Origin of the sequence: Actinoallomurus iriomotensis (assembly GCF_030269445.1) — a bacterium.
GTDB classification, from domain to species: Bacteria; Actinomycetota; Actinomycetes; order Streptosporangiales; family Streptosporangiaceae; genus Actinoallomurus; species Actinoallomurus iriomotensis.
This window is the reverse complement of the sequence record NZ_BSTJ01000001.1, coordinates 176,691-202,669: the sequence shown is the minus strand read 5'-3', so window position 1 is coordinate 202,669 and position 25,979 is coordinate 176,691. Positions and strand designations below refer to the sequence as shown.

The 25,979-nt window shown below is 71.9% G+C and carries 28 protein-coding genes and 1 pseudogene; 21 read left to right on the top strand and 8 right to left on the bottom strand.

Annotated features, from left to right (window positions below; translation table 11 throughout):
• The first annotated feature begins 18 nt into the window (after window positions 1-18).
• The 5 genes from ftsW to ftsZ all read left to right on the top strand — a co-directional run bounded on the left by ftsW (window position 19) and on the right by ftsZ (window position 6,514).
• The gene (ftsW, locus tag QSK37_RS00960) at window positions 19-1,281 is read left to right on the top strand and encodes a putative lipid II flippase FtsW (protein ID WP_432705512.1); all 1,263 of its coding nucleotides are present in this window, start codon (window positions 19-21) and stop codon (window positions 1,279-1,281) included.
• 125 nt (window positions 1,282-1,406) lie between these two features.
• On the top strand, window positions 1,407-2,492 hold the full coding sequence (murG, locus tag QSK37_RS00955) for an undecaprenyldiphospho-muramoylpentapeptide beta-N-acetylglucosaminyltransferase (protein WP_285566539.1): 1,086 nt from the start codon (window positions 1,407-1,409) through the stop codon (window positions 2,490-2,492).
• Window positions 2,493-2,523: 31 nt separating this feature from the next.
• Window positions 2,524-3,921 (top strand): UDP-N-acetylmuramate--L-alanine ligase, encoded by a 1,398-nt coding sequence (murC, locus tag QSK37_RS00950; RefSeq protein WP_285616857.1) that lies wholly within the window; start codon window positions 2,524-2,526, stop codon window positions 3,919-3,921.
• 57 nt (window positions 3,922-3,978) lie between these two features.
• Window positions 3,979-4,737 (top strand): cell division protein FtsQ/DivIB, encoded by a 759-nt coding sequence (locus tag QSK37_RS00945; protein WP_285616855.1) that lies wholly within the window; start codon window positions 3,979-3,981, stop codon window positions 4,735-4,737.
• Between the two features lie 292 nt (window positions 4,738-5,029).
• The gene (gene ftsZ, locus QSK37_RS00940; RefSeq protein ID WP_285616854.1) at window positions 5,030-6,514 is read left to right on the top strand and encodes a cell division protein FtsZ; all 1,485 of its coding nucleotides are present in this window, start codon (window positions 5,030-5,032) and stop codon (window positions 6,512-6,514) included.
• A 304-nt stretch (window positions 6,515-6,818) separates the two neighbouring features.
• Here the strand turns inward: ftsZ and QSK37_RS00935 are convergent.
• Window positions 6,819-6,965, bottom strand: a pseudogene (locus tag QSK37_RS00935) (biotin carboxylase N-terminal domain-containing protein); the annotation flags it as partial.
• Between the two features lie 158 nt (window positions 6,966-7,123).
• Here QSK37_RS00935 and QSK37_RS00930 point away from each other — a divergent pair.
• The 5 genes from QSK37_RS00930 to QSK37_RS00910 all read left to right on the top strand — a co-directional run bounded on the left by QSK37_RS00930 (window position 7,124) and on the right by QSK37_RS00910 (window position 11,475).
• Window positions 7,124-7,831 carry a YggS family pyridoxal phosphate-dependent enzyme gene (locus QSK37_RS00930; RefSeq protein ID WP_285616852.1) on the top strand — a complete coding sequence of 236 codons (708 nt, stop codon included), beginning with the start codon at window positions 7,124-7,126 and terminating at the stop codon, window positions 7,829-7,831.
• Between the two features lie 100 nt (window positions 7,832-7,931).
• Window positions 7,932-8,453 (top strand): cell division protein SepF, encoded by a 522-nt coding sequence (locus tag QSK37_RS00925; protein ID WP_285616850.1) that lies wholly within the window; start codon window positions 7,932-7,934, stop codon window positions 8,451-8,453.
• Between the two features lie 21 nt (window positions 8,454-8,474).
• Window positions 8,475-8,756 carry a YggT family protein gene (locus tag QSK37_RS00920; RefSeq protein ID WP_285566527.1) on the top strand — a complete coding sequence of 94 codons (282 nt, stop codon included), beginning with the start codon at window positions 8,475-8,477 and terminating at the stop codon, window positions 8,754-8,756.
• 50 nt (window positions 8,757-8,806) lie between these two features.
• Window positions 8,807-9,730 carry a DivIVA domain-containing protein gene (locus tag QSK37_RS00915; protein ID WP_285566525.1) on the top strand — a complete coding sequence of 308 codons (924 nt, stop codon included), beginning with the start codon at window positions 8,807-8,809 and terminating at the stop codon, window positions 9,728-9,730.
• Window positions 9,731-9,864: 134 nt separating this feature from the next.
• Complete coding sequence (locus tag QSK37_RS00910) at window positions 9,865-11,475, top strand: hypothetical protein (RefSeq protein WP_285616849.1); 1,611 nt, start codon at window positions 9,865-9,867, stop codon at window positions 11,473-11,475.
• A gap of 101 nt (window positions 11,476-11,576) precedes the next feature.
• On the opposite strand, the gene QSK37_RS00905 is transcribed toward QSK37_RS00910, so the two are convergent.
• Complete coding sequence (locus QSK37_RS00905) at window positions 11,577-12,125, bottom strand: nucleotidyltransferase domain-containing protein (RefSeq protein WP_285616848.1); 549 nt, start codon at window positions 12,123-12,125, stop codon at window positions 11,577-11,579.
• A 188-nt stretch (window positions 12,126-12,313) separates the two neighbouring features.
• On the opposite strand from QSK37_RS00905, the gene QSK37_RS00900 reads away from it, so the two are divergent.
• Window positions 12,314-13,027, top strand: coding sequence for a DUF1707 SHOCT-like domain-containing protein (locus QSK37_RS00900; protein WP_432705540.1), 714 nt, complete (start codon window positions 12,314-12,316; stop codon window positions 13,025-13,027).
• Between the two features lie 4 nt (window positions 13,028-13,031).
• Here the strand turns inward: QSK37_RS00900 and QSK37_RS00895 are convergent, their stop codons facing one another.
• The gene (locus QSK37_RS00895; protein WP_285616846.1) at window positions 13,032-13,610 is read right to left on the bottom strand and encodes a dihydrofolate reductase family protein; all 579 of its coding nucleotides are present in this window, start codon (window positions 13,608-13,610) and stop codon (window positions 13,032-13,034) included.
• Window positions 13,611-13,671: 61 nt separating this feature from the next.
• Between QSK37_RS00895 and QSK37_RS00890 the strand changes: the two genes are divergently transcribed.
• Window positions 13,672-14,175 (top strand): winged helix-turn-helix transcriptional regulator, encoded by a 504-nt coding sequence (locus QSK37_RS00890; RefSeq protein WP_285616845.1) that lies wholly within the window; start codon window positions 13,672-13,674, stop codon window positions 14,173-14,175.
• A 58-nt stretch (window positions 14,176-14,233) separates the two neighbouring features.
• Here the strand turns inward: QSK37_RS00890 and ileS are convergent, their stop codons facing one another.
• Complete coding sequence (gene ileS, locus QSK37_RS00885) at window positions 14,234-17,401, bottom strand: isoleucine--tRNA ligase (protein WP_285616842.1); 3,168 nt, start codon at window positions 17,399-17,401, stop codon at window positions 14,234-14,236.
• 673 nt (window positions 17,402-18,074) lie between these two features.
• Between ileS and QSK37_RS00880 the strand changes: the two genes are divergently transcribed.
• The 3 genes from QSK37_RS00880 to QSK37_RS00870 are packed head-to-tail and all read left to right on the top strand — an operon-like array spanning window position 18,075 to window position 20,097.
• Window positions 18,075-18,485 carry a TraR/DksA family transcriptional regulator gene (locus QSK37_RS00880; protein WP_285567187.1) on the top strand — a complete coding sequence of 137 codons (411 nt, stop codon included), beginning with the start codon at window positions 18,075-18,077 and terminating at the stop codon, window positions 18,483-18,485.
• A gap of 8 nt (window positions 18,486-18,493) precedes the next feature.
• Entirely contained in the window at window positions 18,494-19,168 is a 675-nt protein-coding gene (gene lspA / locus QSK37_RS00875; RefSeq protein WP_349497935.1) for a signal peptidase II, read from the top strand.
• Entirely contained in the window at window positions 19,168-20,097 is a 930-nt protein-coding gene (locus QSK37_RS00870; RefSeq protein WP_285616841.1) for an RluA family pseudouridine synthase, read from the top strand. The genes lspA and QSK37_RS00870 overlap by 1 nt, the downstream gene beginning before the upstream one ends.
• Window positions 20,098-20,116: 19 nt before the next feature.
• On the opposite strand, the gene QSK37_RS00865 is transcribed toward QSK37_RS00870, so the two are convergent.
• Window positions 20,117-20,785 (bottom strand): Crp/Fnr family transcriptional regulator, encoded by a 669-nt coding sequence (locus QSK37_RS00865; protein WP_285616839.1) that lies wholly within the window; start codon window positions 20,783-20,785, stop codon window positions 20,117-20,119.
• Window positions 20,786-20,843: 58 nt separating this feature from the next.
• Between QSK37_RS00865 and QSK37_RS00860 the strand changes: the two genes are divergently transcribed.
• From QSK37_RS00860 to QSK37_RS00845, 4 genes are all read left to right on the top strand, one after another.
• The gene (locus QSK37_RS00860; RefSeq protein ID WP_285616837.1) at window positions 20,844-21,131 is read left to right on the top strand and encodes a YciI family protein; all 288 of its coding nucleotides are present in this window, start codon (window positions 20,844-20,846) and stop codon (window positions 21,129-21,131) included.
• A gap of 34 nt (window positions 21,132-21,165) precedes the next feature.
• Window positions 21,166-22,002: a class I SAM-dependent methyltransferase gene (locus tag QSK37_RS00855; protein WP_285616836.1), complete on the top strand. Its 837-nt coding sequence runs from the start codon at window positions 21,166-21,168 to the stop codon at window positions 22,000-22,002.
• Window positions 22,003-22,040: 38 nt separating this feature from the next.
• On the top strand, window positions 22,041-22,673 hold the full coding sequence (locus QSK37_RS00850; protein WP_285616834.1) for a TetR/AcrR family transcriptional regulator: 633 nt from the start codon (window positions 22,041-22,043) through the stop codon (window positions 22,671-22,673).
• 202 nt (window positions 22,674-22,875) lie between these two features.
• On the top strand, window positions 22,876-23,433 hold the full coding sequence (locus QSK37_RS00845) for a hypothetical protein (RefSeq protein WP_285616833.1): 558 nt from the start codon (window positions 22,876-22,878) through the stop codon (window positions 23,431-23,433).
• 43 nt (window positions 23,434-23,476) lie between these two features.
• Here the strand turns inward: QSK37_RS00845 and QSK37_RS00840 are convergent, their stop codons facing one another.
• Both QSK37_RS00840 and QSK37_RS00835 read right to left on the bottom strand, forming a co-directional pair.
• The gene (locus QSK37_RS00840; RefSeq protein WP_285616832.1) at window positions 23,477-24,292 is read right to left on the bottom strand and encodes a MauE/DoxX family redox-associated membrane protein; all 816 of its coding nucleotides are present in this window, start codon (window positions 24,290-24,292) and stop codon (window positions 23,477-23,479) included.
• Window positions 24,293-24,306: 14 nt separating this feature from the next.
• Window positions 24,307-24,906, bottom strand: coding sequence for a DUF5666 domain-containing protein (locus QSK37_RS00835; RefSeq protein WP_285566495.1), 600 nt, complete (start codon window positions 24,904-24,906; stop codon window positions 24,307-24,309).
• Between the two features lie 45 nt (window positions 24,907-24,951).
• Here QSK37_RS00835 and QSK37_RS00830 point away from each other — a divergent pair, with 45 nt between their 5' ends.
• On the top strand, window positions 24,952-25,122 hold the full coding sequence (locus tag QSK37_RS00830) for a hypothetical protein (protein ID WP_285566493.1): 171 nt from the start codon (window positions 24,952-24,954) through the stop codon (window positions 25,120-25,122).
• Between the two features lie 57 nt (window positions 25,123-25,179).
• On the top strand, window positions 25,180-25,317 hold the full coding sequence (locus QSK37_RS00825; protein ID WP_285566490.1) for a hypothetical protein: 138 nt from the start codon (window positions 25,180-25,182) through the stop codon (window positions 25,315-25,317).
• Window positions 25,318-25,632: 315 nt separating this feature from the next.
• Here QSK37_RS00825 and QSK37_RS00820 read toward each other — a convergent pair whose 3' ends face one another.
• Window positions 25,633-25,944 (bottom strand): AzlD domain-containing protein, encoded by a 312-nt coding sequence (locus QSK37_RS00820; protein ID WP_285616831.1) that lies wholly within the window; start codon window positions 25,942-25,944, stop codon window positions 25,633-25,635.
• Window positions 25,945-25,979 lie beyond the last annotated feature (35 nt).

Genomic DNA, 25,979 nt, shown 5'->3' with positions numbered 1-25,979 from the left:
CGGGCGAGGAGAGTGAGCATGAGTGTCGGCGAGCTGAGGGCACGGGCCGACGAGGAGGAGCCGGGGCCGCGCGGCTGGTTCCCGGGTATGGCGGGCCTGCTCGACCGGCCGTTGACCTCGTACTACCTGGTGCTGGGCTGCTCGATGCTGCTGCTCGCGCTCGGCATGGTGATGGTGCTGTCGGCCTCCAGCGTCCGGCAGTACCAGAACACCGGCTCGGCGTTCACGCTGTTCGAGAAGCAGGCGCTGTGGGTGGCGATCGGGCTGCCGCTGATGTGGCTGGCGAGCCGGATGCCGGCCAAGATCTTCCGCACGCTGGCCTACCCGCTGATGCTGCTGTCGGCGCTGGCCCTGGTCGTGGTGCTCGTCCCCGGGCTCGGCCAGAGCACCAACGGCGCACAGCGCTGGATCAGCTTCGGCGGGCCGTTCCAGCTCCAGCCGTCGGAGCCGGCCAAGCTCGGGCTGGTCCTGTGGGGCGCCGATCTGCTGGCCCGCAAGGAGCGGCTCCGCCAGCTCACCGAGTGGCGGCAGCTGCTGATCCCGCTGCTGCCCGGAACCGGCGTCCTCGTCATGCTGGTGATGCTCGGCAGCGACCTGGGCACCACCCTCGTCCTGCTGACGATCTTCCTGGCCATCCTGTGGGTCGTGGGCGCCCCCGGCCGGCTCTTCGTCGGCCTGGCGGGCGTGACCGGCGTGCTCGTCGCCATCCTCATCGTCGTGGAGCCGTACCGCCTGCAACGGCTGACCGGGTTCCTCGACCAGTCCGGCAACCAGCTCTCCCTCAACTACCAGGGCATCCAGGGCCTGTACGCCATCGCGTCGGGCGGCTGGTTCGGCACCGGCCTGGGCGAGGGCCGCGCCAAGTGGAACTTCCTGCCCAACCCCGAGACCGACTTCATCTTCGCCATCATCGGCGAGGAGCTCGGCCTGATCGGCACGCTCGTCGTGCTCGGCCTGTTCGGCCTGCTGGCGTACGCCGGGCTGCGGATCGCCCGGCGCGTGAAGGACCCGTTCATGCAGCTCGCGGCGGCCGGGGCCACCGCCTGGCTGGCCGTCCAGGCGATCGTGAACATCGGCGCGGTGATCGGCGTCCTGCCCATTACGGGTATCCCTCTGCCATTGGTGTCGTACGGTGGGTCAGCACTGATCCCCACGCTGATCGTTCTGGGCATGCTGTTGTCGTTCGCCAAGCGCGAGCCCGGCGCCCGGCAGGCCCTGGCGGCGCGTGGTCCGGGTCCGGCCACGCTGGCTCTAAGCTGGCTGGGCCTGGCCAAGCGCTGAGCGTGCTTGTACCGAGGGCGACCGATGACCCGGCGAAGCGAGCGGCGTGGGCGGTCGAACCAGGCCGGCCACGCGGAGCTAGAGCGAGTGACGAGGGCGAGCGACCGATGAGCAGGAGCACGAGCATGAGGGTTGTCCTGGCCGGAGGCGGGACCGCAGGACACATCGAACCCGGCCTGGCCCTCGCCGACGCGTTGCGCCGCGAGGACCCCGGAGTCCAGGTCACCTGCCTGGGCACCGAGCGGGGCCTGGAGACCAGACTCGTGCCCCAGCGCGGTTACGAACTCGCGCTGATCCCGCCGGTGCCGCTGCCCCGCACGCTCACGCCGCGCCTGCTGACCGTGCCCGGCCGGCTCGCCGGCGCGATCAACACGGCCGCCGCCGTGCTCGACCGCGTCCAGGCCGACGTGCTGGTCGGCTTCGGCGGCTACGTCGCGACCCCGGGGTACCTCGCCGCCCGCCGCCGCAAGGTGCCGATCATCGTGCACGAGGCGAACCCGCGACCCGGCCTGGCCAACCGCCTGGGCGCGCGGTTCACCGAGCACGTCGCGGTGGCCGCCCCCGACACGCCGCTGCCGCACGCCGAGGTCGTCGGCATCCCGCTGCGCCGGGAGATCGCCACCCTCGACCGGCTGGCCATGGGCGACAAGGCGCGGGCGCACTTCGGACTGCGGTCGGACCTGCCGACCCTGCTGGTCTTCGGCGGGTCGCAGGGAGCACGCTCGCTCAACCGCGCGCTCACCGCGACGGTGGACTCCCTGCGCGCCGCCGGCATCCAGATCCTGCACATCGTCGGCCCCAAGAACGCCAGCGAGCCCGAGGTCACGCCCGACGACCCCGCGTACATCATGCTTCCGTACTGCGACCGGATGGACCTGGCGTACGCCGCGGCCGACTTCGCGATGTGCCGGGCGGGCGCGATGACCTGCGCGGAGATGACCGCGGTGGGGCTGCCCGCGGCGTACGTCCCGCTCCCGATCGGCAACGGCGAGCAGCGCCTCAACGCCGAGCCGATCGTGGCGGGCAACGGCGGCCTGCTGGTCGAGGACGCCGAGCTGACCGCCGACTGGATCCGCGCCAACGTGCTGCCGGTCCTGTCCGACGCCGAGCGGGTCGCCCAGATGTCCGAGGCCGCGGCCCGCATGGGCCGCCGAGACGCCGACGTCGCCCTCGCCGCCATGGTCGCCCGGGTCGTGGCGGCCGGCGAGTGAACACCGGCGCCCGAACCGCAGGGAGAGAAAGATGAGCCTGGTCACGCCGGTCGAGGTCGTGCCGGCCGATCGGCTGGGACGCGTCCACTTCGTCGGCATCGGCGGAGCCGGCATGTCGGGCATCGCCCGCATCATGCTGGGGCGCGGCATCCCGGTCTCCGGCAGTGACGCGAAGGACTCCGACCTGCTGGCGGACCTGCGCGAGCTGGGCGCGACGACGTACGTCGGCCACGCCGCCGAGCACGTCGGCGACGCCACCACGGTGGTCGTCTCCACGGCGATCCGCGAGACGAACCCGGAGCTGGCCGCCGCCCGCGAGCGCGGCCTGCTCGTCCTGCACCGCGCCGCCGCGCTGGCGTCCCTGATGGACGGCCGCCGGTCCGTGGCGGTCGCCGGCACGCACGGCAAGACCACGACCACCTCGATGCTGACGGTCGCCCTGCAGCACGCCGGCGCCGACCCGTCGTACTGCATCGGGGGCCAGCTCGTCACCACCGGCCTGGGCGCCGCCGACGGGTCCGGCGACCTGTTCGTCGCCGAGGCCGACGAGAGCGACGGCTCGTTCCTGATGTTCGCCCCGAAGGTCGCCATCGTGACCAACGTCGAGGCGGACCACCTGGACAACTACGCCAGCTTCGAGAAGGTCAAGGAGACCTTCGCCCGGTTCGCCGAGCGGGTCCGGCCGGGCGGGCTGCTCGTCGTGTGCGCGGACGACCCGGTCGCCCGGGCGCTGGGCGAGGACGGCGCGCGACGGGGCCTGACGGTCCGCACGTACGGCGAGGCCGCGGACGCCGACTACCGGGTGACGGGCTTCACACCTCAGGGGTTCGGCTCCCGGTTCACCGTCGGCGAGCGTGAGCTGCGGCTGTCGGTACCGGGACGCCACTACGCCCTCAACGCCACGGCGGCGTACGCCACCGCCGTCGAGCTGGGGGTGCCGGCGGACGCCGTCGCCGAGGGCCTGGCCGGGTTCACGGGGGCGCGGCGCCGCCTGGAGCCCAAGGGAGAGGCCGGGGACGTCAGGGTGTTCGACAGCTACGCCCACCACCCGACGGAGCTGGCCGCCGACCTGCGGGCGACCCGTGACTACGTCAGCGGTCTCGGCGGTGGCCGGATCATCGCGGTCTTCCAGCCGCACCTGTTCAGCCGCACGAAGTTCTTCGGGGCCGAGTTCGGCGCCGCGCTCGGCCTGGCCGACGAGGTCGTCGTGCTCGACGTCTTCCCGGCCCGCGAGGATCCCATTCCCGGCGTGACCGGTGAGCTGGTCGCCGACGCCGTGCCCCACGACGGCGTCGTCTACGAACCGGACGGAAACGCGGCGGCCGGGCGTGTCGCGGCGATGGCGAAGCCGGGGGACGTCATCATCACCATGGGCGCCGGAGACGTGACCGCGCTCGGGCCGAAGATTCTGGAGCTGCTCGGCGCCTGACCGCCGGTGGCGGCCGGGGCCCGTCCCGCCCGACGTCCGCGCAGGTGAGGAGACCCGGTGAGCATCGAGCCCGACGAACCCGGCGGTACGGAGGACGAGGACGCGCCACGTCCCCTCCCGCGACGACGGCGGGACCGGTCGAGCCGCTGGAAGGCGCTGTTCGTCGCGCTGCTCGTCACCGGGGTGCTCGGCACGGCGGCGTGGGTGCTGCTGGGCTCGCGGCTGCTCGTCGCCCGGCACATCGACGTGGTGGGGGAGCGGCTGGTGTCGCGCGACCAGGTGCTCGCCGTCGCCCGCGTACGCCTCGGCGAGCCGCTCATCAAGCTGAACACCGGGGCTGTGCGCGACCGGGTCGAGGCGGTCCAGGAGGTCGAGACCGCCCGGGTCGAGCGGCGCTGGCCGACCACGGTGCGCATCGTCGTGCGCGAGCGCACGCCGGTGGCCGCCGTGCAGCAGGACAACCGGTTCCTGCAGATCGACCGCTACGGCGTGACGGTTCTCACGTCGGCGGCGCGCCCGCGCGGCCTGCCGGAGCTCGTCGTGGCGACCCCGGTGTCGAGCGATCCGTCGCTGCGGGCGGGGCTCGCCGTCATCCGCGCCCTGCCCGCCTGGGTGTCCCGGCGCGTCGCGAGCGTCGAGGCGCGCTCGCCCGAGGCGGTCACGCTGCGGCTCAAAGAGGGCGTCGCCATCGTGTGGGGTGCGCCGGAACGCACCGAGGACAAGCTACGGTTGCTCCGCGGGCTGCTGAGCACGGCTTCGCAGCGCGAAACCAAGACCATCGACGTGAGCGCGCCGGAGGTTGTCACCACCGAGTAGCGGTGAACCCTTCGTACGCGCCACACTGGGGCGGCCGCATGACGGGGACATTCGCCATGTGGCGGGGGACGAAACAGGATTAGTGGGATGTCGCGCGACACGCCGATCGGCTCGGGGCCGGGTTAGTTGACCCTGCAGTGGTGCGCCCCTACTGTCCGTATCAGCCTTAGGTTGACATAACTGTAAGTCTCAACTTGAGGGTGAGGGTTCCGGCCCCGGTAGGAAACATGACGGTCGCCTTGACGGGCGGCCGATGGTCATAGAGATAGAGCGAGCGGAAGGGCCCCTCGTTGTGGCAGCACCGCAGAATTACCTAGCGGTCATCAAGGTCGTCGGCATCGGCGGTGGTGGCGTCAATGCCGTCAACCGCATGATCGAAGAGGGCCTCAAGGGCGTTGAATTCATCGCTATCAACACCGACGCCCAAGCGCTGCTCATGAGTGACGCCGACGTCAAGCTCGACGTCGGCCGCGAGCTCACCCGCGGTCTCGGCGCCGGCGCCAACCCCGACGTCGGCCGCAAGGCCGCCGAGGACCACCGCGAAGAGATCGAAGAGGTGCTCAAGGGCGCCGACATGGTCTTCGTCACGGCGGGCGAGGGCGGCGGCACCGGCACGGGCGGGGCGCCGGTCGTGGCCAACATCGCCCGGTCGCTCGGCGCGCTCACGATCGGCGTGGTGACACGCCCCTTCAGCTTCGAGGGCAAGCGCCGCGCGATGCAGGCCGAGGCCGGCATCGAGACGCTGCGCGACGAGGTCGACACCCTCATCGTCATCCCCAACGACCGGCTGCTGTCGATCTCCGACCGCCAGGTCAGCGTGCTCGACGCCTTCAAGGCCGCCGACCAGGTGCTCCTCTCCGGTGTTCAGGGCATCACCGACCTCATCACCACGCCGGGCCTGATCAACCTCGACTTCGCCGACGTCAAGTCGGTCATGTCCGGGGCCGGCTCGGCCCTGATGGGCATCGGCTCCGCACGCGGCGACGACCGGTCCGTCGCGGCGGCCGAGATGGCGATCTCCAGCCCGCTGCTGGAGGCCAGCATCGACGGCGCCCACGGCGTGCTGCTGTCGATCTCGGGCGGCTCCGACCTCGGCCTGTTCGAGATCAACGAGGCGGCGCAGCTGGTGTCCAACGCCGCGGCACCCGACGCCAACATCATCTTCGGCGCCGTCATCGACGACGCGCTCGGCGACGAGGTCCGCGTGACCGTCATCGCGGCGGGCTTCGACGACATCCGCCCGGACAACAGGCCCGGACCACAGTCCGAGCCCAAGCGCAACACCCCGGCGCGACCGCCGGTGGCCACGCCGCCCGTGGCGACGCCGCCGGTGGCCGCGCCCCGCCCCGTGGTCCCGCCGCAGACGCCCCCGCCGCCGCGCGTCACCCCGATGCCCGCCCCGCCGGCCCGGAGTGCCGAGCCGGAGGACGACCACAAGCCGCAGGCACCGGCGGTCCCGGCTTCCGCCTCGCCCAAGGCGGAGCTGCCGAAGCCGACCGAGCCCAAGCACGAGCCGCCGGGCCCGGGCAAGCCGGGCGAGCCCGGCCGCGACTCCGGAGGACCGGCCGGAGCCCCGGCGAGCGGGTCGGCCGGAGGAGCGGTCGGTGGGTCGGCCACCTCGCCCCGCTCGACGTCGAATGAGGCCGTCGCGGGCCCTAAGGTGCCGCGGCCGGCGACCGAGCCTGCCGCGGCGCGCCTGAACACCGACGCGTCCCGTCGCCGCCCCGTCGTCTTCGAAGAGGACGACGACCTCGACGTGCCGGACTTCCTGAAGTAGCCACCGAAGCGACGCCGGGCCGTTCTCCTGGCCCGGCACGCCGCGCGGACCTGCGGAATCCTTCCCGCCGATCGCGCGCCGGACGCCGACGCGGCACACCGTACGGACGTCCGGTCCCCGGTCGGCGCAGGGGGGTGGGCAGGGCCCTCCCTCCCGGGGGGCCATCCCACTTCCATTGTCCAGGGTCGGAAGCGTCCGGGCAGGTGGGCGGCGCGATTGTGGATAACGTGACCGCGCGCCGCCTCGGCGAACGCGGCATTCTCGGACAGGAAGGCGTACGGCGTTCTCGGACAGGAAGGCGTACGGCGTTCTCGGACAGGAAGGCGTACCCCGGGTGGACGGCGTCCGCGCCCGCGGCCCGCGCGGCGTCGAGGATCGCCTTCTGGTCCAGGTACGTCTCGGCGGGCGACGCGCCGGACAGGCGCACGGCGCGCCCGACCTCGGTCGCGTGTACGCGGTCGCCGCTCCCGGGCGGCACCGGCCGGTCCGCGCCATGTCGGCACGGCCGGGTCCGAGCCGGACCCGGCCGCACGCGCCGACCCCGCGTGATGGGGCGGTGACCCGGCGGGATACTCTGCCGCCGTCTCCCCGCGGAGGGTCGGAAAAGGGATGAGTCGTATCGAAGAACTGGCCGCGAACCTCGCCGCCGTACGTGAGCGGATCACCAAGGCGTGTCACGCCGCCGGCCGTGCGCCGGATGAGATCACGCTCGTCGCCGTCACCAAGACCTTCCCCGCCTCCGACGTACGGCTCCTCGCCGAACTGGGGATCACCGACGTCGCGGAGAACCGCGACCAGGAGGCGGCCGCCAAGGTGTACGACTGCCGCGACCTCGACCTGACCTGGCACTTCGTCGGACAGCTGCAGACGAACAAGGCCCGCTCCGTCGTCTCGTACGCCGATGTGATCCACTCGGTCGACCGGGCGCGGCTGGTGAACGCGCTGTCACGGGCCGCGACCGACGCCGGGCGTTCGCCGCGCTGTCTCATCCAGGTCTCCCTGGACGAGGCCGGTACGGCGGAGGGCGGCCGCGGCGGCGTACGGCCCGACGGGGTGCTCGCGCTCGCTGAGGCGCTCAGCGCCGCCGAGGGGCTCCGGCTCGGCGGGCTGATGGCGGTGGCGCCGCTCGGCGCCGACCCGGCCCCCGCGTTCGCTCGTCTGGCGGAGATCTCCGATTCTCTGCGCGCCGTCTATCCGGACGCCAAAACGGTATCGGCGGGCATGAGCGGTGATTTGGAGCACGCGATCGTGAGTGGCGCGACACACGTCCGCATTGGTACGGCGTTGCTCGGAGGTCGACGGGCAATCGTCAGGTAATGTCCCCACAGTGGACCTTGGCGTCCGTGTTCAAACGTAACGATCGACCAGTGGAAGCTTCCCGCAGGGATCTCTTGTCGGTGGACGACGGAGGGGGCGTATGGCCAGCGCGATGCGCAAGATGGCGGTCTACCTCGGCCTTGTGGAGGACGATCGCTACGATGATGAGTACGACGAGTACGACATCTACGACGACGATGCCGCGGACCGTCGCCGGGTGGATCGTGCCGACGACGAGTCATCCCCTCAGCAGTCCACGGGAGCCCCGGACCAGGCGGAAGGCGATCACAAGGCGTTCGTCTCGGAGCGTCGGCCGCCTCTTGCCGAGTCGGCGGTGTCAGACCTCGCTCGAATCACTACGCTTCATCCCAGGACCTACAACGAGGCCCGCACGATCGGAGAGCACTTCCGGGAAGGGACCCCGGTGATCATGAATCTCACCGAGATGGTCGACAGCGACGCGAAGCGTCTCGTCGACTTCGCGGCTGGTCTCATATTCGGCCTGCACGGAAGCATCGAGCGTGTTACGAACAAGGTGTTCCTGTTGTCCCCAGCCAATGTCGAGGTGACCGCCGAAGACAAGGCCCGTATGGCAGAACGAGGGTTCTTCAATCAGAGCTGACAGCCACATGCGAGAGTGTTCGTGAACCTTGGAAGCTACCTGAGCATCCCGCTCTACCTGTTCCTGCTCTTCCTCATCGGCAGGCTGGTACTCGAGACGCTTCAGGCGTTCGCCCGGTCGTGGAGGCCTACCGGGGTGGTGCTGGTGTTGGCGGAGACCACTTACACGGTCACCGATCCACCCCTTAGACTGCTACGCCGTTTCATCCCGTCCGTTCGGCTGGGTAACGTTGCGTTCGACCTGAGCTTCACGGTCCTCTTCTTCATGGTCTGGTTCTTGATCATCGTCGTCCAGCCGCTCTGATCGGGTACCGTCCGTTCGGGGACAGACTCCAAGCGCGCCAAGGAGACCAGATGCCGCTGACACCCGCGGATGTGCGGAACAAGCAGTTCAGTACCACCCGGCTTCGGCCGGGCTACGACGAAGAGGAGGTCGACGCTTTCCTCGACGAGGTCGAGGCGGAGCTCGACCGGCTCATCCAGGAGAACGAGGAGCTGCGGGCCAAGCTCGCCGAGTGCCTTCGTGGCAAGGTTCCGGCGATGGCCGCTCCCATCGTCGAGCCCAAGCCCGAGATGACGCACATGCCCGAGCCGCCCAAGCCTCCGGAGCCCAAGCCGGAGCCGGAGCCGATGCTGGGCAGCCTCGGCATACCCCCGGTCGCGCCGCAGCCGCCCGCCCCGGTGAGCAGCCCGGGTGAGGACAACATGGACACGGCCGCCCGCGTGCTCGCGCTCGCGCAGCAGACGGCCGACCAGGCGATCGCCGACGCGCGCCGCGAGGCCGACGAGACGCTGGGCCGCGCCCGCCGCGAGGCCGAGGAGATCCTCGGCAAGGCCCGCCGGCAGTCCGAGCAGATCGTCAGCGAGGCCCGAGCCCGCGCCGAGTCGCTCGAGCGCGACGCCCAGGACCGCCACCGTCAGGCGATGGGCTCCCTCGTGCAGCAGCGTGAAGAGCTCGAGCGCATGGTCGACGACCTCAACGCCTTCGAGCGTGAATACCGCAGCCGCCTGAAGGCCTACCTCGAGGGCCAGCTGCGCGAGCTGGAGGCCGGAGCCAGCCAGAACGCGCCGTTCGGCGTCGGCCCGGGCGGCACGGGTCCGCAGCCCGCACAGCCCGCCATGCCCCAGCACGCCGAGGTGCGCAACGGCCAGCCGTCGGTCGGACCGGCCAACACCGGCCAGAATCCCTTCCCGCAGCACCAGCCCGAGCCGCAGCACGCCCAGCACGCCACCGGAGGGTTCCACACCGCCGACAACCCGCCGCACGACCGCCGCTGATCAAGCGCGCGTCGCGAGAGGCGAATGTCCAGCCTCGAACAAAGTGGTAGCCGGTTGGAGGCGACCGAATCGGCCGAAGTTGCGCTAGCGTTGCTGCGCATCTCCGTACGACGGTCGGTTAGAGGGAGACCTGCGTGATCATCCTGAGTGGTGTGCTCGTCGTCCTGGCGATCGCCCTGCTAGTCACGGGCATCGTCACGGGCAACACCGGGCACGAGGTTGCGGGGCTTGACGGACTGAAGCTGATCTACGTCTCCATCGGGATCAGCATCATCTCCGCCCTCTGCCTAGCCATCGGGGTGTTCCTACGCCGCAAGGAGCTGTTCGGCAGCGCCGAGGCGGAGTCGTCCGCCAAGAGGTCCGCGGCGCGGTCCAAGACCGCCCGTACGGCCAAGGCGAAGGCACGCGTGGGCGCGGGCGAGGAGGCACCGGTCTCGGTGGTCCCGACGACCGCGATCGACGTGCCCCCCGAGACGAGCGTCTATGTGATCCCCGGCCGTAAGCGCTACCACCTGGAGACCTGCCGCCAGCTGGCGGGCCGCGACAAGGAGGAGCTCACCTACGTCGAGGCGCGCGAGGAGGGCTTCACCGCCTGCACGGCCTGTCTCCCCGACACGGCACTGGCGGCCCGAGCGGCGGTCACGGAGACCGAGCCCGCCGCCGAGACACCCGCGTCCCCCGAGGACGCCCGCCCCACCGAGTCCCTGGAGACCGCGGCGGACACCGCCGAGCTCACCGCTCCCAGGGCCGACGACCCGGCCTCGGTGACGCGCACGGATCTGCCCGTCACCCGGCTCGACGACGACGAGACCGCACCCGCAGCCGAGTCCCCAGCGGCGGCCGAGTCGACCGTGACGTCCGAAGCCGACACCCTCCACGAGGCCGACCACCACACCGACCAGGAGACCGACGCGGAGCCGCAGTCGGAGGTCGCCGAGGAGCCGTCCGAACCGGCCGCCGAACGACCGCTGGCGCGCAGCCGGTCGTTCTTCGAGCCGCTGGACCGGGACGACGCCAGGACCAGCGACGAGACGCCCGCCGAGGACGACGACGCGGCCCGCGCCGAGGAGCCCGCCGAGCCCGAGGCCGCCACCCCGGCGCCGTCGGAGCCGGAGGCCGCCGAGGAGCCGGAGTCCGTGGAGGACTCCGAGACGGCGGAGCAGCCGTCCGAGACCGAGGATGAGCCGGCCGCCGAGGCCCCCGCGGAGACGGACTCGGCCGAGACGGATTCGGCCGAAACGGCGGTGACCGAGACCGGCCGGTCCGACGACGCCGACGACCGGGCGGCCGACGAGGCCGAGGATCGGCCCGACGACCAGGCCGACGAGGAGCCCGCCGACACGGACGAGTCCGCGACCGGCGACGAGGACGAGGACGAGACGCCGAAGCCGGCCGACGACGCCGAGTCCGACGCCTCCGACGACGACGCCTCCGACGACGACGCCTCCGACGACGACGCCTCCGACGACGACGCCTCCGACGACGACGCCTCCGACGACGACGCCTCCGACGACGACGCCTCCGACGACGACGCCTCTGAGGACGACGCGGCGTCGGACGACTCGCTCGTCCGCATTCTGAGCGGCACCAAGCGCTACCACCGTCCCAACTGCGCCCTCATCGAGGACATCGCGGACGACGCCGACGACCTGGAGTCGCTGACCCGTACCGAGGCGAAGGAGCGCGGCTGCACCCCCTGCCTGGTGTGCCAGCCCGACAAGGATCCCTCGGACGACTCCTACTGAGCTCGCCCACACCGCAGAGGACCCGGCTCCGCCCGGGTCCTTTTCGTATGCGCGGGACCGGCCTCCGCCGGTAACGGCCAGGCGCCGGAAGGCGGTGCGTCCTACGGAGGCGGACGTTCGGGCCCGCCCGCGGCAAGGGCCGCTTCAAGGCGCGCGATGTCCTCGGCGTCCTTGGCGCGGCGCGGACTGCCCGGCACCCAGACCGGCATCATCCGCTTGATCTCGATCTGCGCACGGGGAGCGATGATCGGACAGGAGAGGCTCCCGATGCGGCCGGTGTGCGGCTCCAGCAGGTCCTCCGGCCACGGTGAGCCCGCCCACGGGCCACCCCCGACCACGACGCGTCCCGATCCGTCGCGGCGGATCAGGTTGAAGCTCAGGTCCTGCCCGTCCTTGAGCATGTCGAGCTGCTGTTCCGGCGGCAGGCCCGCCACCGGCCGGTACCCCCGCCGGGCGAGCTCCGCGCCCAGACGTTCCGCGTCACCGGCCCAGGCGAACCAGTCGATGTCACGGTGGTCCCGTGTCACCTCGCCGAGGAAGAAGTCCATCGCCCAGCCGCCCCGGAGCCAGACCGGAACCTCGCATGCCGCACTCGTCGCCAGCACTTCGGCGATCAGCCGAAGCTGCCGGCCGGCACGGAAGGTGTCCACGGCCGCGGACGCTAACGTCCTCCGGCGGCCGACGGCAACCCGGAATCGTGCGGCCGGCGGTGAGGGCGGGGCGACGGAACGGCGCCGCTGCGTCTGGAGGCGCTCTCCGCGTTGGCTCTTCCTGCCTCGTGCGGAATGATGCCCCTGTGGAGCTTTCAGGAAAGCCTTCCGAGCCCGATCCGGCGCGCATGCGCGCCTCGGACGCCGACCGCGATCGGGTCGCCGAACAACTGCGGGAGGCGCTGGCCGAGGGCCGGCTGACGGCCGAGGAACACGCCGAACGCCTCGACGCGGTCTACGAGGCGAAGACGTATGCCGAGCTGGCGCCGATCGTGGAGGACCTGCCGGCGACCGGCGGCGTGCGCCCGCCGGAGACCGGGCCGTCCGTCCGTGACGACCTGCCCCCGCCCCAGTCCGGCACGCCGAACATCGTCGCGATCTTCAGCGGCGCCGATCGGCGGGGACGCTGGCTGATCGAACCCCGGACCAACGTGGTCGCGGTCTGCGGCGGCGTCGAGCTCGACCTCCGGCAGGCGGTGCTGTCGCAGCGCGAGGTCACGATCAACATCGTCACCGTCATGGGCGGCGTGCAGATCACCGTTCCGCCGGGCGTGCGCGTGGTGAACTCGATCGCCGCGGTGCTCGGCGGCACGTCACTGCCGTCGGAGGACACGGTCGACGCGGCCGCCCCGGTCGTCCGGCTCACCGGATTCAACCTGCTCGGCGGCGTGGACGTGAAGCGCCGGACCGCGGACGGCGCCGACCTGTCCGGCAAGCCGGACCACCGCACGCTCCACGAGGAACAGCGCCGCATCCACCTGGAGTTCCGCGAGAAGCAGCGCGAGATCCACCGCGAGTTCCGCGACCAGCAGCGCGCACTACGCCGCCGCCGGCGCGGCTAGGACCCTAGACCGTCGGGGTGGGCCGGTAACGTACGTTCACGGCCGACGTGGGGTCGCCTTCGCCCACCCGGTGCAGGCGGACGGGCTCACCGCCGGGGTTGTCGTACAGCCGGATGCCGTCGCCGAGCAGGACCGGGGCGACGTGCAGGTCGATCTCGTCGATCAGGCCCAGTTCGAGAAGCCGACGCCCGATGGTGGGCGAGAACACCTCGAGGTTCTTCCCGCCGGCCGCTTCCAGCCCGATCCGCACCGCCTCCGCCGGGTCGCAGTTCAGGAACGTGATCCCTTCGGCGGGCGTCGCGTCCTCGGGGTGGTGGGTGAGCACGAAGATCGGGCCCTCCCAGGCGCCGCCGTACGGGCGCTTGTCATCGATCGCGGCGTCCCAGCCGTCTCGCCCGCCGAGGATGGCGCCCGTGGTCTCGACGTACTCGTCGACCAGGCCGGGCCGGAACGAGGTGCCGGCCATCCAGTCCATCGCGTGGTCCGGCCCCGCCACGAAGCCGTCCAGCGACATCGTGAAGTGCCAGAGCACCTTCCCGCCCGCGATCTGCCGCTCGGTGTCGCCCATCATCGCCTCCGCCATCTGCTTGCATTTTGCAATCGGTAAGGCGACATTAGGTCATCCGGTTGTATATTGCAATCGGATGAGGGAGGGATCTGCGTTGGTGCAGTCAGCGCGTTCGGGATGTCCGATCAACGCCGCGGTCGAGGCGTTCGGCGACGGCTGGAGTCTGCTCGTGCTGCGGGACGTCATGTTCGGGAGCCGGCGCTACTTCAGGGAGCTGCTCGCAGGTTCGGAGGAGGGGATCGCCTCCAACATCCTCGCCGACCGGTTGAAGCGGCTGGTGAACGCCGGCCTGCTGACCCGCGAGGACGCGGGGCCGGGACGGCGGGCGGCCTACAGCCTGACCGAGGCGGCGATCCAGCTGGTGCCCGTCTTCGCGCAGCTCGGCGACTGGGGGGTGCGCCACCGGCCGACAACGAAGCGGCTGCGCGTGCGGGCGGAGCTCCTCGCCGCCGGCGGCCCGGAGCTGTGGGCCGAGTTCATGGCCGAGCTGCGGACCATCCATCTCGGCGCGCCGCCGCCGGAACGCGACGGCCCGAGCGTGATGGAACGCCTGGCCGAGGCCTACGCCGCCGCGCTCTGACGGCCGTACGTGAACGGGGGGCGGGGCCGCCCACGGCGACCCCGCCCCCCGCGAAGTGTCAGGACGCCTTGCGCAGCCAGAAGGTGAGGCGCAGGCCGTCGTCCCGGTTCGACGGGAGCTCCTCCTCCGGCTCGTCGTCGTGCCAGGTGTTCGCGAGCACCTCGCTCGCCACCTCGGCACCGTGTTCGGTCAGGGCCTCGTCCAGGTCGGCGTCCGTGGTGCGCCACCACAGCTCGATCCGGTCGGTGATCTCCAGGCCGGCGTTCTTGCGGGCGTCCTGCACCAGGCGGATCACCTCGCGTACGAGACCGGCGCGGCGGAGTTCCGGCGTGACGGTCAGGTCCAGGCCGATCGTCTCCCCGGCGGCGCTCTCCACCGCCCAGCCGCTCAGCGGCCGCTCGGTGACGATCACGTCGGACGGGGTCAGTTCGACCTTGCCGACCTCCGGCGCGTCGACCGTCGCGGTGAAGGACTCGCGCAGCGCGTGAGTGAGAGCCGCGGGCTCGGCGGACGTGATCGCCTGGGCGACCTGCGGCGTCTGCTTGCCGAACCGCTTGCCCAGCTCGCGGAAGTTCGGCTTGACGACGTACTCCACGAGGTCACGGCCGATCGAGGCGAGGGTGTCGAACCCCTGGACGTTCAGCTCGTCGGCGATCTGCGCGCGGAGCTCGCCGGGCAGCGTGTCCCAGCCCGGCGCGCCGACCAGAGCGCGGCCGAGCGGCTGGCGGGTACGGACGGCGGAGGAGGCCCGCGCCGCGCGGCCCAGCTCGACCAGCCGCCGTACGAGCGCCATCTGCTCGCTCAGCGCGGGGTCGACCAGTGTCTCGTTCACCGTCGGCCAGCTCGCCAGGTGCACCGAGTCCGGGGCGTCGTCCCGGCGTAGCACGTTCCAAACGTAGTCGGTCAGGAACGGGGCCATCGGCGCCATCAGCCGGCTCAGCGTCTCCAGGCACTCGTACAGGGTCGCGAAGGCGGCGGCGTTGGCCGGCCCGCCCTCCGGGCCCTCCCAGAATCGGCGTCGGGACCGGCGGACGTACCAGTTGGACAGGTCGTCGATGAACTCGGTGAGCCGCCGCCCGGCCGCCGTCGTGTCGAAGCCCTCCAGCGCCTCGTCGACCTCGCGTACGGTCCGGTGCAGCTCGGCGAGCACCCAGCGGTCCAGCAGCGGACGGTCCGCGGGCGCCGGGGCCGGCGTCTCGGTCGTCCAGTCCGAGGCGTTCGCGTAGAGGACGAAGAAGGAGACGGTGTTCCAGTACGTGAGGAGCACCTTGCGGACGATCTCCTCCAGCGCCGCGTCGCCGACCCGGCGGGCCGCCCACGGCTGGCCGGCCGCCGCCATGTACCAGCGCAGCGCGTCGGCGCCGTGCTTGTCCATGAGCGGGATCGGCTCCAGGACGTTGCCGAGGTGCTTGCTCATCTTGCGGCCGTCCTCGGCGAGGATGTGCCCGAGGCAGACGACGTTCTCATACGACGAGCGGTCGAAGACCAGCGTGCCGACCGTCATCATGGAGTAGAACCAGCCGCGGGTCTGGTCGATCGCCTCGCAGACGTACTGCGCGGGGTAGGACGACTCGAACGTCTCCTTCTGCCGGTGCGGGGCGCCCCACTGGGCGAACGGCATCGAGCCGGAGTCGTACCACGCGTCGATGACGTCGGGCACGCGGCGGGCCTCGTCACCGCACTCGGGGCAGGCGAAGGTGACGTCGTCGACGTACGGGCGGTGCGGGTCGAGCGCGCTCAGGTCCGTACCGGCCAGTTCGCCGAGCTCCTTCAGCGATCCCACGCACGTCACGTGGTCCGCGGCGCACAGCCACAGCGGCAGGGGAGTGCCCCAGTAGCGGCTGCGCGACAGCGACCAGTCGACGTTGTTGCGCAGCCACTCGCCGTACCGGCCCTCCTTGATCGTCTCGGGGAACCAGTTGGTGGCGGCGTTCTCCTCCAGCAGCCGGTCCTTGATCACGGTCGTCTTGATGTACCAGGCGGGCAGCGCGTAGTACAGGAGCGGCGTGTGGCAGCGCCAGCAGTGCGGGTAGCTGTGCTCGTACGCCTCGGTGCGGAAGAGCCGGCCGCGTTCCTTCAGCTCCTCGATGAGGCGCGGGTTGGCGTCGCGGAAGAAGACACCGCCGACGAGCGGCACGGTGAGGTCGAAGTGGCCGTCCGGCCGGACCGGGTTCACGACGGGCAGCCCGGCGGCGCGGCAGGCGTTGAAGTCGTCGGCGCCGAACGCGGGCGCCAGGTGCACCAGGCCGGTGCCGTCCTCGGTGGTGACGAAGTCGGCGGTCAGCACCCGGTGGGCGTCGGGCACCTCCACCAGGTCGAACGGGGGCCGGTAGGCGGTGCCGGCCAGCTCGGACCCGGAGTGCCGGGAGACGATGTGCCAGCCCTCGCCGAGGACGCGGGCGAACAGCGGCTCCGCGACGATCACGCGACCGGGCTCGCCGGAGCGCGCCGCGACCACGTACGTCACGTCCGGGTGGACGGCCACGGCGGTGTTGGAGACGAGGGTCCAGGGAGTCGTGGTCCACACGAGCAGGTCGGTGCCCTCGAGCGGCCCCTCGGCGAGCGGGAAGCGCACGGTCACCGTCGGGTCGGTGACGGTCTCGTAGCCGCCCGGCTGGCCGAGCTCGTGGTCGGACAGGGGAGTGCCGCAGCGCGGGCAGTACGGGCTGATGCGGTGGTCGCGGACCAGCAGGCCCTTGTCGAAGACGACCTTGAGCGACCACCAGACGGACTCGACGTACTCGGGGTCCATGGTGCGGTACGCCTGCGCGAGGTCGACCCAGTAGCCCATGCGCTCGGTCATCGCCTCGAACGCGTCGACGTGGCGGAGCACCGACTCGCGGCACCGGGCGTTGAACTCGGCGACGCCGTACTCCTCGATGTCCTTCTTGCCGGTCAGGCCCAGCTCGCGCTCCACGGCCACCTCGACGGGCAGTCCGTGGCAGTCCCAGCCGGCCTTGCGGCGGACGTGGAAGCCCTTCATGGTCTTGAACCGGGGGAACAGGTCCTTGAACACGCGCGCCTCGACGTGGTGCACGCCGGGCATGCCGTTGGCGGTCGGGGGGCCCTCGTAGAAGACCCAGGGGTCTCCGCCGGCGGTCTGGTCGAGCGAACGCTCGAAGACCTTGTCCTCGCGCCAGCGCGTGAGCACCTCGCGCTCCAGGGCGGGCAGGTCGACCTGGGTGGGAAGGGCGCGCATCCGGCGCGCTCGCAGCTCTTCGGCCATGGGACTCCTCCGGCGACACGGCATTGACACGTGGACCGGAGGGACGAGGCGCGTGGGCCCCGCGGTACCACCCTCCTTGGCCGCCCCGGAAAGGGAGCGACCCGCTCATTCATGCTCGGCGGCCGGGTCTACTGGGTCGAGGTGACCGTTCTGCCGGCGGCTACGGGGTGATCAGATCGCCGGGCACACCCCCGGACTCGCACCGTCTCCGGGTCGCTCATGGTTGCGTACGGCGGCAGGTGTCCCCATCAACGCCTTGCCGATAGCGACCATAACGCACAGAGGGCGATGAGTTCTTCCCGGTTATGTACGGGCGGCGTACAGGACCCGGTCGCGTCCGGGGGTTTTCGGTCGGGTGATCGGGGAAAATCGGATGTTTGGCGGTTGAACGACGGGGTTCGGACCGGCGTTCCGCGCCAAGTTTGGGTAAGCGGCCGGTCGGCGTCGGCTTTGCTAACCGCCTGTATTAGGACATATGCGGCGTGTTACAAGACCTGGTCATTTGCCGTCTCGATGACGCGCGACCTATGCTTCCCGCACTGCCAGAGATGATCGGCGCAAGGGGGGCCCGACTATGGACGGCACTGCCGGCCCGAAGGATAGGAATCCCACGGCTGAGGCGCCTCGCGCGACACGCACCGGCACACGGCGCGCGTCCGCGACGGGACGAAAGATCTCCCCGGCGACCGCCAAGCGGTTGCCGGTCCGCCAGGGGGAAGGTCACTGGACGGCGGGCGAGCTCGCCGACGTACGTGACCGGCTGGAACTGGAGATGACGGCTCTGCGTTCGGAGATCGCCGCGGCCGAGTCGCAGATCGCCGAGCGGATGAACGATGTGACGGAGGGGGCCGGCGACGACCAGGCCGACGCCGGGGCCAAGACGTTCGAGCGTGAGCACGAGATGGCGCTCACCTACAACGCGCGGGATCTGCTCGCGCAGAACGAGCGCGCGGTCGACCGGATCGGCCAGGGCACCTATGGTGTGTGCGAGTCGTGCGGGCAGCCGATCGGGAAGGCGCGCCTGCAGGCCTTCCCGCGTGCGACCCTATGCGTGATATGCAAACAGAGAGAGGAGCGTCGCTGAGCGACGCCATGAACCCAGGGCAAGACGCCGGCGTCCGGCCACGGCGTATCGGCGTGCTCGTCGCCATCGCGATCGCCGCGTTCGCGCTCGACGTGATCAGCAAGGCGATCGTGGTGGCGACGCTGCCCGACCGGCCGCAGCCCGTCGAGCTGCTCGGCGGCCTGCTGACCCTGCGGGTGATCCGCAACAGCGGTGCCGCCTTCAACATCGGCACCGGCATGACGCTGGTGTTCACCGTGATCGCGGCGGGCGTGGTCGTGGCCATCCTGCGCTACGCGCGGCGGCTGCGCAGCCTGCCGTGGGCCGTCACGCTCGGCCTGCTGCTCGGCGGGGCCCTGGGCAACCTCGCCGACCGCCTGTTCCGCTCGCCCGGGGTGTTCCGCGGGCACGTGGTCGACTGGATCGAGCTGCCGCACTGGCCGGTGTTCAACCTGGCCGACGCATCGATCGTCTGCGGCGGCGTGCTGGCCGTCCTGCTCGCCTCGCGAGGTCTGCAGGTGGACGGCACGGTGCAGCGCGACGACAAGCCCGAGAAACCCGAGAAACCTGAGAAACCCGAGCAGCCCGAGGCCGGTGCGCCCGGCGAGGCCGCCGAGCCGGAGACGCCGGCCGCGGACCGGCGGGAGGCCTCGGTGGCCGGCGACGACCAGAGCGGCGGCCCCCGACCGGACGCCGAACACTGATGGCCGAGCATCGCAGCCTGCCCGTGCCCGACGGGCTCGAGGGCGAGCGCCTCGACGCGGCGCTCGCGCGGTTGTTCGGGCTCTCGCGCACCCGCGCCGCCGAGGTGATCGCCGCCGGCGACGTGCTCGTCGACGGCCAGGCCGGCGCCAAGTCCGACCGCATGCAGGCGGGGTCCTGGCTCGAGGTCACCCTGCCCGCCCCGCCGTCGGCGCCGAAGCCGCGGCCGGAGCCGGTGCCGGGCATGACCATCCTGTACGAGGACGCCGACATCGTCGTGGTGAACAAGCCGATCGGCGTCGCCGCCCACCCGACCCCCGGCTGGACGGGGCCCACGGTGCTGGAGGGGCTGCTCGGCTCCGGCCACACGGTCGCCACCAGCGGAGCCGCCGAGCGCCAGGGCATCGTCCACCGCCTCGACGCGAACACCACCGGCGCGATGGTCGTGGCCAAGAGCGAGCTGGCCTACTCCATGCTGAAGCGCGCCTTCAAGGAGCGCACGGTCGACAAGCGCTACCAGGCGCTCGTCCAGGGACATCCGGACCCGCTGCGGGGCACGATCGACGCGCCCATCGACCGGCACCCCTCCGGCGACGGCCGGTTCGCCGTTGTCGCGGGCGGGCGCCCCTCGGTGACGCACTACGACACGATCGAGGCGTTCCGCGCGCTCAGCCTGCTCGACATCAAGCTGGAGACCGGCCGCACCCACCAGATCCGGGTGCACATGTCCGCCGTACGCCATCCGTGCGCGGGTGATCTCGCGTACGGCGCCGACCCGACGCTCGCGGCGCGGCTGGGGCTGCGGCGGCAGTGGCTGCACGCGGTCCGCCTCGGGTTCGACCACCCGTCCGACGGGCACTGGGTGGAGTTCGAGAGCCCCTACCCGGACGACCTGGCCCACGCCCTCGAGGTCGCCGCCGCCGAGTCCTGACCGGCGCGGCCGGTCCGGATCACTCGGCCGCGAGTGCCGCGAGTTCCTCGGGGGCCAGGACCACGACCGCGCCGGGCTCGGTCCGCACGAGCCCGGCGGTGGCCAGCGCGCTCAGCGCGCGGTTGACCGCCACACGGGACGCGCCGACGCTCTCGGCGAGGCCGGTCTGAGATCCGGGGAGGATCACCCGGTCGCCGGGCCGTACGGCGGCGCGCGCGAGCCAGCCGGCGACGCGTGCGGTGGTGTCGCCGAACGCGACCCGCACCAGGTCGTCCTGGCGGTCGTGCAGCCGGCCGGCCAGGTGGCGCAGGACGTGGTGGCGCACGCCGGGCACCTCGTCGATGAGCGTGAGCAGGTCGCCCGCCGGGACGAGCCGGATCCGCGTGCGCGTCGCCGCGAGCCATGTCGCGGTGTGGGTCCGGCCGGCCAGGACGGCGGCCTTGTCGACCGTGCACGGCGCCGCGAACTCCCCGAGCCGCAGCCGCCGTCCCCGCGCCGTCTCGCGTACCGCGGTCAGCGCCCCGGCCTCCACGACGATGAGGTGGCCGGCCGGGTCGCCCCGCAGGGCGACGACCGTACCGGCGGTGACGGTGCGGGCGGTGGACCGGCCGAGCAGGGAGGTGAGCCGCCGCCGGTCCAGGCCGGCGAAGAGCGGCACGGCCCGCAGCGTCGCGACGTCATCCGGCATGAACCGGAGTATCGGCCGATACAGCGCCGGCGGGCAACACGGCCCTAGCGTGCGGCACATGTACGTACTCGAACTCGCCTTCGACGATGACGAACGACGGCTCGCGGCGCGGCCGGCCCACCGGGAGCGACTTTCCCGCCTGCGCGCCGAGGGGACCCTGACGATCGCCGGGCCGTGGGCCGACGAATCGGGGGCGCTGCTGGTCTTCCGTACCGACGAGCGCGGCCTGCGGGACATCCTCGCCGCCGATCCCTACTACTCCACTCCCGGCGTGACCGTCGTCGGGTACCGCCGCTGGACACCCCTCGCACTTGACGACGAGGACGTTATGAACGTACGTTCATGAACATACGTTCATAACGATGTGGCGGGGGAGTGTCATGACGACGATCGTCAACACGGCGCAGGCCGAGGCGTGGAACGGCTACGAAGGGGGTCACTGGGCCGCCAACCAGAGCCGCTACGACGCCGTGAACAGCGGCTTCAACGAGCCGCTGCTGGAGGCCGCCGCCATCGGCGCGGGCGACCGGGTCCTGGACATCGGCTGCGGCAACGGCCAGCTCACCCGGCTGGCCGCGCGGCGCGGCCGGCACGCCACCGGCGTGGACCTGTCGGCGCCGATGCTGGAGCGGGCGCGGGCCACCGCGGCCGAGGAGGGAGTCGCCAACGTGACCTTCGAGCAGGCCGACGCCCAGGTCCACCCGTTCCCCGAGGGGGCGTTCGACGTGGCGGTCAGCCGGTTCGGCGTCATGTTCTTCGCCGATCCGGTCGCCGCGTTCGCCAACGTCGCCCGCGCGCTGCGGCCCGGCGGCCGGGTGGCCTTCCTGAGCCTGCGGCACCTCCGTGACAGCGACCTGGGGACGGTCTTCGCCGCGGTCGGCGGCCGGCGCCCGTCAGGCCCCGCCTCCGCGCCCGGCGCGAGCGGACCCGAGTCGCTGGCCGACCCCGACCACGTCCGCCGGCTTTTCACCGACGCCGGCCTGACGGACGTCACGTCCACACCCGTCGACGCCACCCAGGTGTGGGGGCACGACGCGGAGGACGCGGCCGCCTTCGTCGGCGCCTGGGGGCCGGTACGGTCCGCCCTGGACCAGATGGGCCCGGCCCTCGCCTCCCGGGCGCGCGACGCGCTGACCACGGCGATGCGCTCCTTCGAGAAGGACGGCGCGGTACGGCTGCGCGGGGCCGCCTGGCTGATCACGGCCACGCGCCCCTGACCCTCGGCCGGCGCGCGGCGCCAATACGATGCGACGTGATGTCACCGAGAAGAGCGTCCGCCCTGCGCGGCGGCGACCAGAGCCTGCGCGACCATCTGATCGCCGCCGCGGAGGCGCTCATGGCCCGGCGGGGCACCGCCGGGCTGACCGTGCGCGACATCGCCCGCGAGGCCAGGGTCGCCGACGGCGTCCTCTACAACCACTTCGCCGACAAGGAGGACCTGCTCGCCCAGGCGCTGCACGCCCACGTGAGCTCCGTCGAGCGCTCGCTGGGTACGCCGCCGGCGCGCGCCGGCGCCGGCGAGGTCGCGGACAACCTGCGGGCCTACGTCGAGCACGGCCTGCGGCTGCACGTCGCGATCCTGCCGGCCTTCGCGGGCCTGCTCGCCCAGCCGAAGGTGCTCACGCGGTTCGCCGGCCTGCCGAACCCCATGGCCGGCGGCCGCGGCCTGCGCGCGCATCTCGCGGACTACCTGCGCGCGGAACGCGACCTCGGCCGCCTCGCGCCGGACGCCGATCCCGAGTCCGCCGCCGTCATGATCGTCGGCGCCTGCCACGAGATGGTCCTGCCGAACCTCCTGCGCGGCGTCCCCGCCGAGGAGATCGAGATCCCGCCCGGCTTCACCGACGGCCTCGTCGCCACGGTCATGCGCGGCATCGGCCCCGCCTGAGGCCGCCCGCTCCCCGATGGCCCTACGGCGCGCGAGGGGTTATCCTCAGGGCGGCGTCGATCCACCGCCGAACCTCCTTCGGCCCTCCCCGGCAGGGCCGCCTGGTGGAGGCAAAGGGGACTGGTCTTCCCGGATCGCTGGTCATCCGCCCGCCACGGGCTCCTCGCCGGGGGCCGAGTCCCGTGGTTCGCCGAGGGCCCTGATGACAGCGAACAAGCACTTCAAGCGCCGCGTCCGCGAACGCGCCCGCCGTACCGGCGAGTCCTACACCGCTGCCCTCAGGCACCTTCGGCGGATGGACGCCGAGGAGCAGCCCATGTCGTGGCAGCGCATCGAGAAATCCCAGTTCGGCTACGCCGTCCAGGTCCCCGAGGACTGGGACGAGCGGCCGCCGAACCTGAAGAACAGCCCGTGGGAGACGGCGCGGTTCGGCCAGCGCACGGATCGCCGGCACAGCCTGATCGTCTTCCGCGCGCCGAACCGGCGGACGGGAAGCCCGGGCGACATCGCGGCGGGCGCGCGTACCTCACTGGAGAGCTCGGGGTTCACCGACTTCCGGATCACCGACGCTCGGGTCGGTGGCCGGGAGGGAGCCCTCCTGGAGTGCGCGCTGCATGACGCGGGGCGGGTCTGGGCGGTCCGTGAGTACTTCGTCGCCGTCGACGGCGTCCACTTCTGCCTGGGGCTCGGCTCGTCCGTGCCCGAGGAGGACGCCGCCCTGTTCGGTGAGATCGCCACCCGGTTCGAGATCCTGCCCTGACGCGCACGGCGGTGACCCGCGCCGCGGGTCACCGCCGTAAGGGTCAGACTCCGACCAGCAGCGTGCTCTCAGACGACTCGTCGACCAGGGCCACGCGGACCTCCTCGGGGAGGTAGTGCCGCAGCGGTACGGCGAAGACCGCGGTGGCGGCGGTGCCCTCGTACTCGGCCGTGTAGCAGAGGATCCGCGTGTCCTCCTCGTCCCACGTCTCCCGCAGACCCGACCTGAGCAGCGGGCTGACCTGCCGGTACGCCGGGCTGGCCAGGAGCTGTTGCAGGCTGGACTCCAGCGGCATCTCGAACGACCGGTCGGCGAGCGGGTGGCGCATGCGGATCCGCAGCCGCCGCAGCGGCAGCAGCCACAGGCCGTCCGCCTCCGGAGACAGCGCGAGAAGGGCCGCCACCTCGGCGACGAGCAGGACGGCGGTGCCCGCGCCGAGCCCGCCGGCCCACCAGGCGTCCGCCTGCGTGCCCAGCAGCGCCGCCGCCGTGACCAGCCCGGCGCGGGCGAAGGAACGCCAGGTCACGGGCGTACGCCGCTTGCTGAGGCAGCCGCAGGAGGAGTCCGGTGCGGCCACCTTGGCGTAGGTGAGGTACCCGAGGAACCCCACGCCGAGGACGACGGCCGCGACCGCCTCCGCGGCGTACGCGGGCGGGAGCAGGAGCACGGCGGCCAGCGCCAGTTCCAGCGCCCCGGTCAGCCGGTACGCGAACAGGGCCCGGCCTTCGCCGACCAACGAGGGGAGCGCGGAGCGTTCGGCGGACCGCCGCGCGGACCGGCCGAGGCACTTGAGCCCGCCCGACCACAGCAGCGTGCCGCCGATGAACAGGGGCTGGACCGACGCCGGCCACTCGAGCATGGTGAACTCCCTCCTCAGATCCCGGCGTAGACGGTCGCGATGTCGACCTCGTTGGTGTCGGGCCGCCAGGCGCCGATCACCTTGACGTGCTTGCCGACCTGGAGCCCGGACAGGTCCGAGATGGCCGGCGTGTGGTTGTAGACCGCGGCGGTGGTGCCGGTCACCACGTGGCCGACGACCTTGTTGCCGTGGTGGTCGAGGTGCAGCCTGCCCGAGTCGATCGCGGTGATCGCGGCGTCCAGGTTGACGATGTTGACCCAGACGGCGTCGGCGGCGAGCGCGCCGTCGGGCATCTTCACACCGCGGGCGTACAGGCCGTCACCGACCTTGATCTCGTCGAACGTCGTGGGGCGGAGCTTCCAGACGCTCGTGCCGTGGGTGACGTAGACGCGGTGCAGCGCCTTGTCGGAGCCGGAGACCTTGAGGAGGGAACCGCTGATCGCGGTGATCCGGCCTTCGGCGAAGTTCGGGTCGCGGGCGCCGGGATCGAGGTCGATCCGCGGCGCGGCGAACGCGGTCTCCGGGGCGAGGGAGCCGAGCGCGGTGGCGCCGGCGACGGCGGTGCCGCCGAGCACCGCGGAGCTGAGGAACCGGCGGCGGTCGGTACTGGGCATGGCGGGGCCTCCGGCTAGCTGTCGATGCGTACGGGGGAGAGACCGGTGGAGAGGCTGGCGATCGCGCTGTACGCGGAGGGCGTCAGGTCGATGAGCCGGTTGCTGGCGCAGGCCGAGCCGCAGCAGGTCCGCTCGCCGCAGAACGAGTTGGTGTCCGGACCGCAGTCGGCGATCGAGACGCTGACGCACGAACCGCTGCACTGGCTGGTGACGTAGAAGACGTGGCCGCACGTACGCCGCGCCAGGCCCTCACCACACTGGTCGGGCCGGGTGATGTTGAAGCACGCGTCCGAGGCGTTCGGCCAGGCGCACTGGTGGGAGCTGGAGTTGCAGGTTCCACAGGCGCCGCCGCCGGCGCTGCCGCAGGGGCCCCAGGCGGCGCCGCAGCAGAACCACGACATCTCGCCGTAGGCGGGTGCACCGCTGTTAGAGCAACCCATGACTGCCTCCGTTCGGTAGATCCGAGAGGGATGGGATGTGGCAGGCCTGCCTGGGTGCCCCTGAGAGTGAAGAAGGAAAGTTTCGCTGTCAACGATGGAGTCAGGAGGTGATTTTCTACAAAGCGACGGGCGGCGCCTTAGCAGAATGGCCGCGCGGCGCTCGTCACCGAGGTTCCAGATCGACCGCGAAACGCCCCCCGTCCGACGGAACCGCAGGGGCGCATGGCCTGACCCGGCCAGAGCGACAGCCGGTTCCGCGCGGTCCGCGACTTCGCCGCCGGGGCGCTCAGACGCCGAGGAGGCGGAGGCCGGCCGTGAGCGCGGCGGCGACGAGGAGTACCACCAGGAACGGCGCGCGAAGGAGCAGAGCGATCACGGCGGCGGCCAGGCCGGCCAGCCGTGGCGCGTCCAGTTCGAGGGTTCGGCCGCTCGCCAGTGTCTGGACCACGACCAGCGCGGTCAGCAGGGCGACCGGTACCAGTTCGCTGAAGCGGCGAATCCGCGGGTCGTCCAGGACACGCTGCGGCACGACCAGGCCCGCCAGCTTGAGTCCGTAGCATCCCAGCCCGGTCGCGAGCAGGGCGATCCACACGTTCACGAGCACTCCTCCGTCAGGGAACACACTGTGTTCCG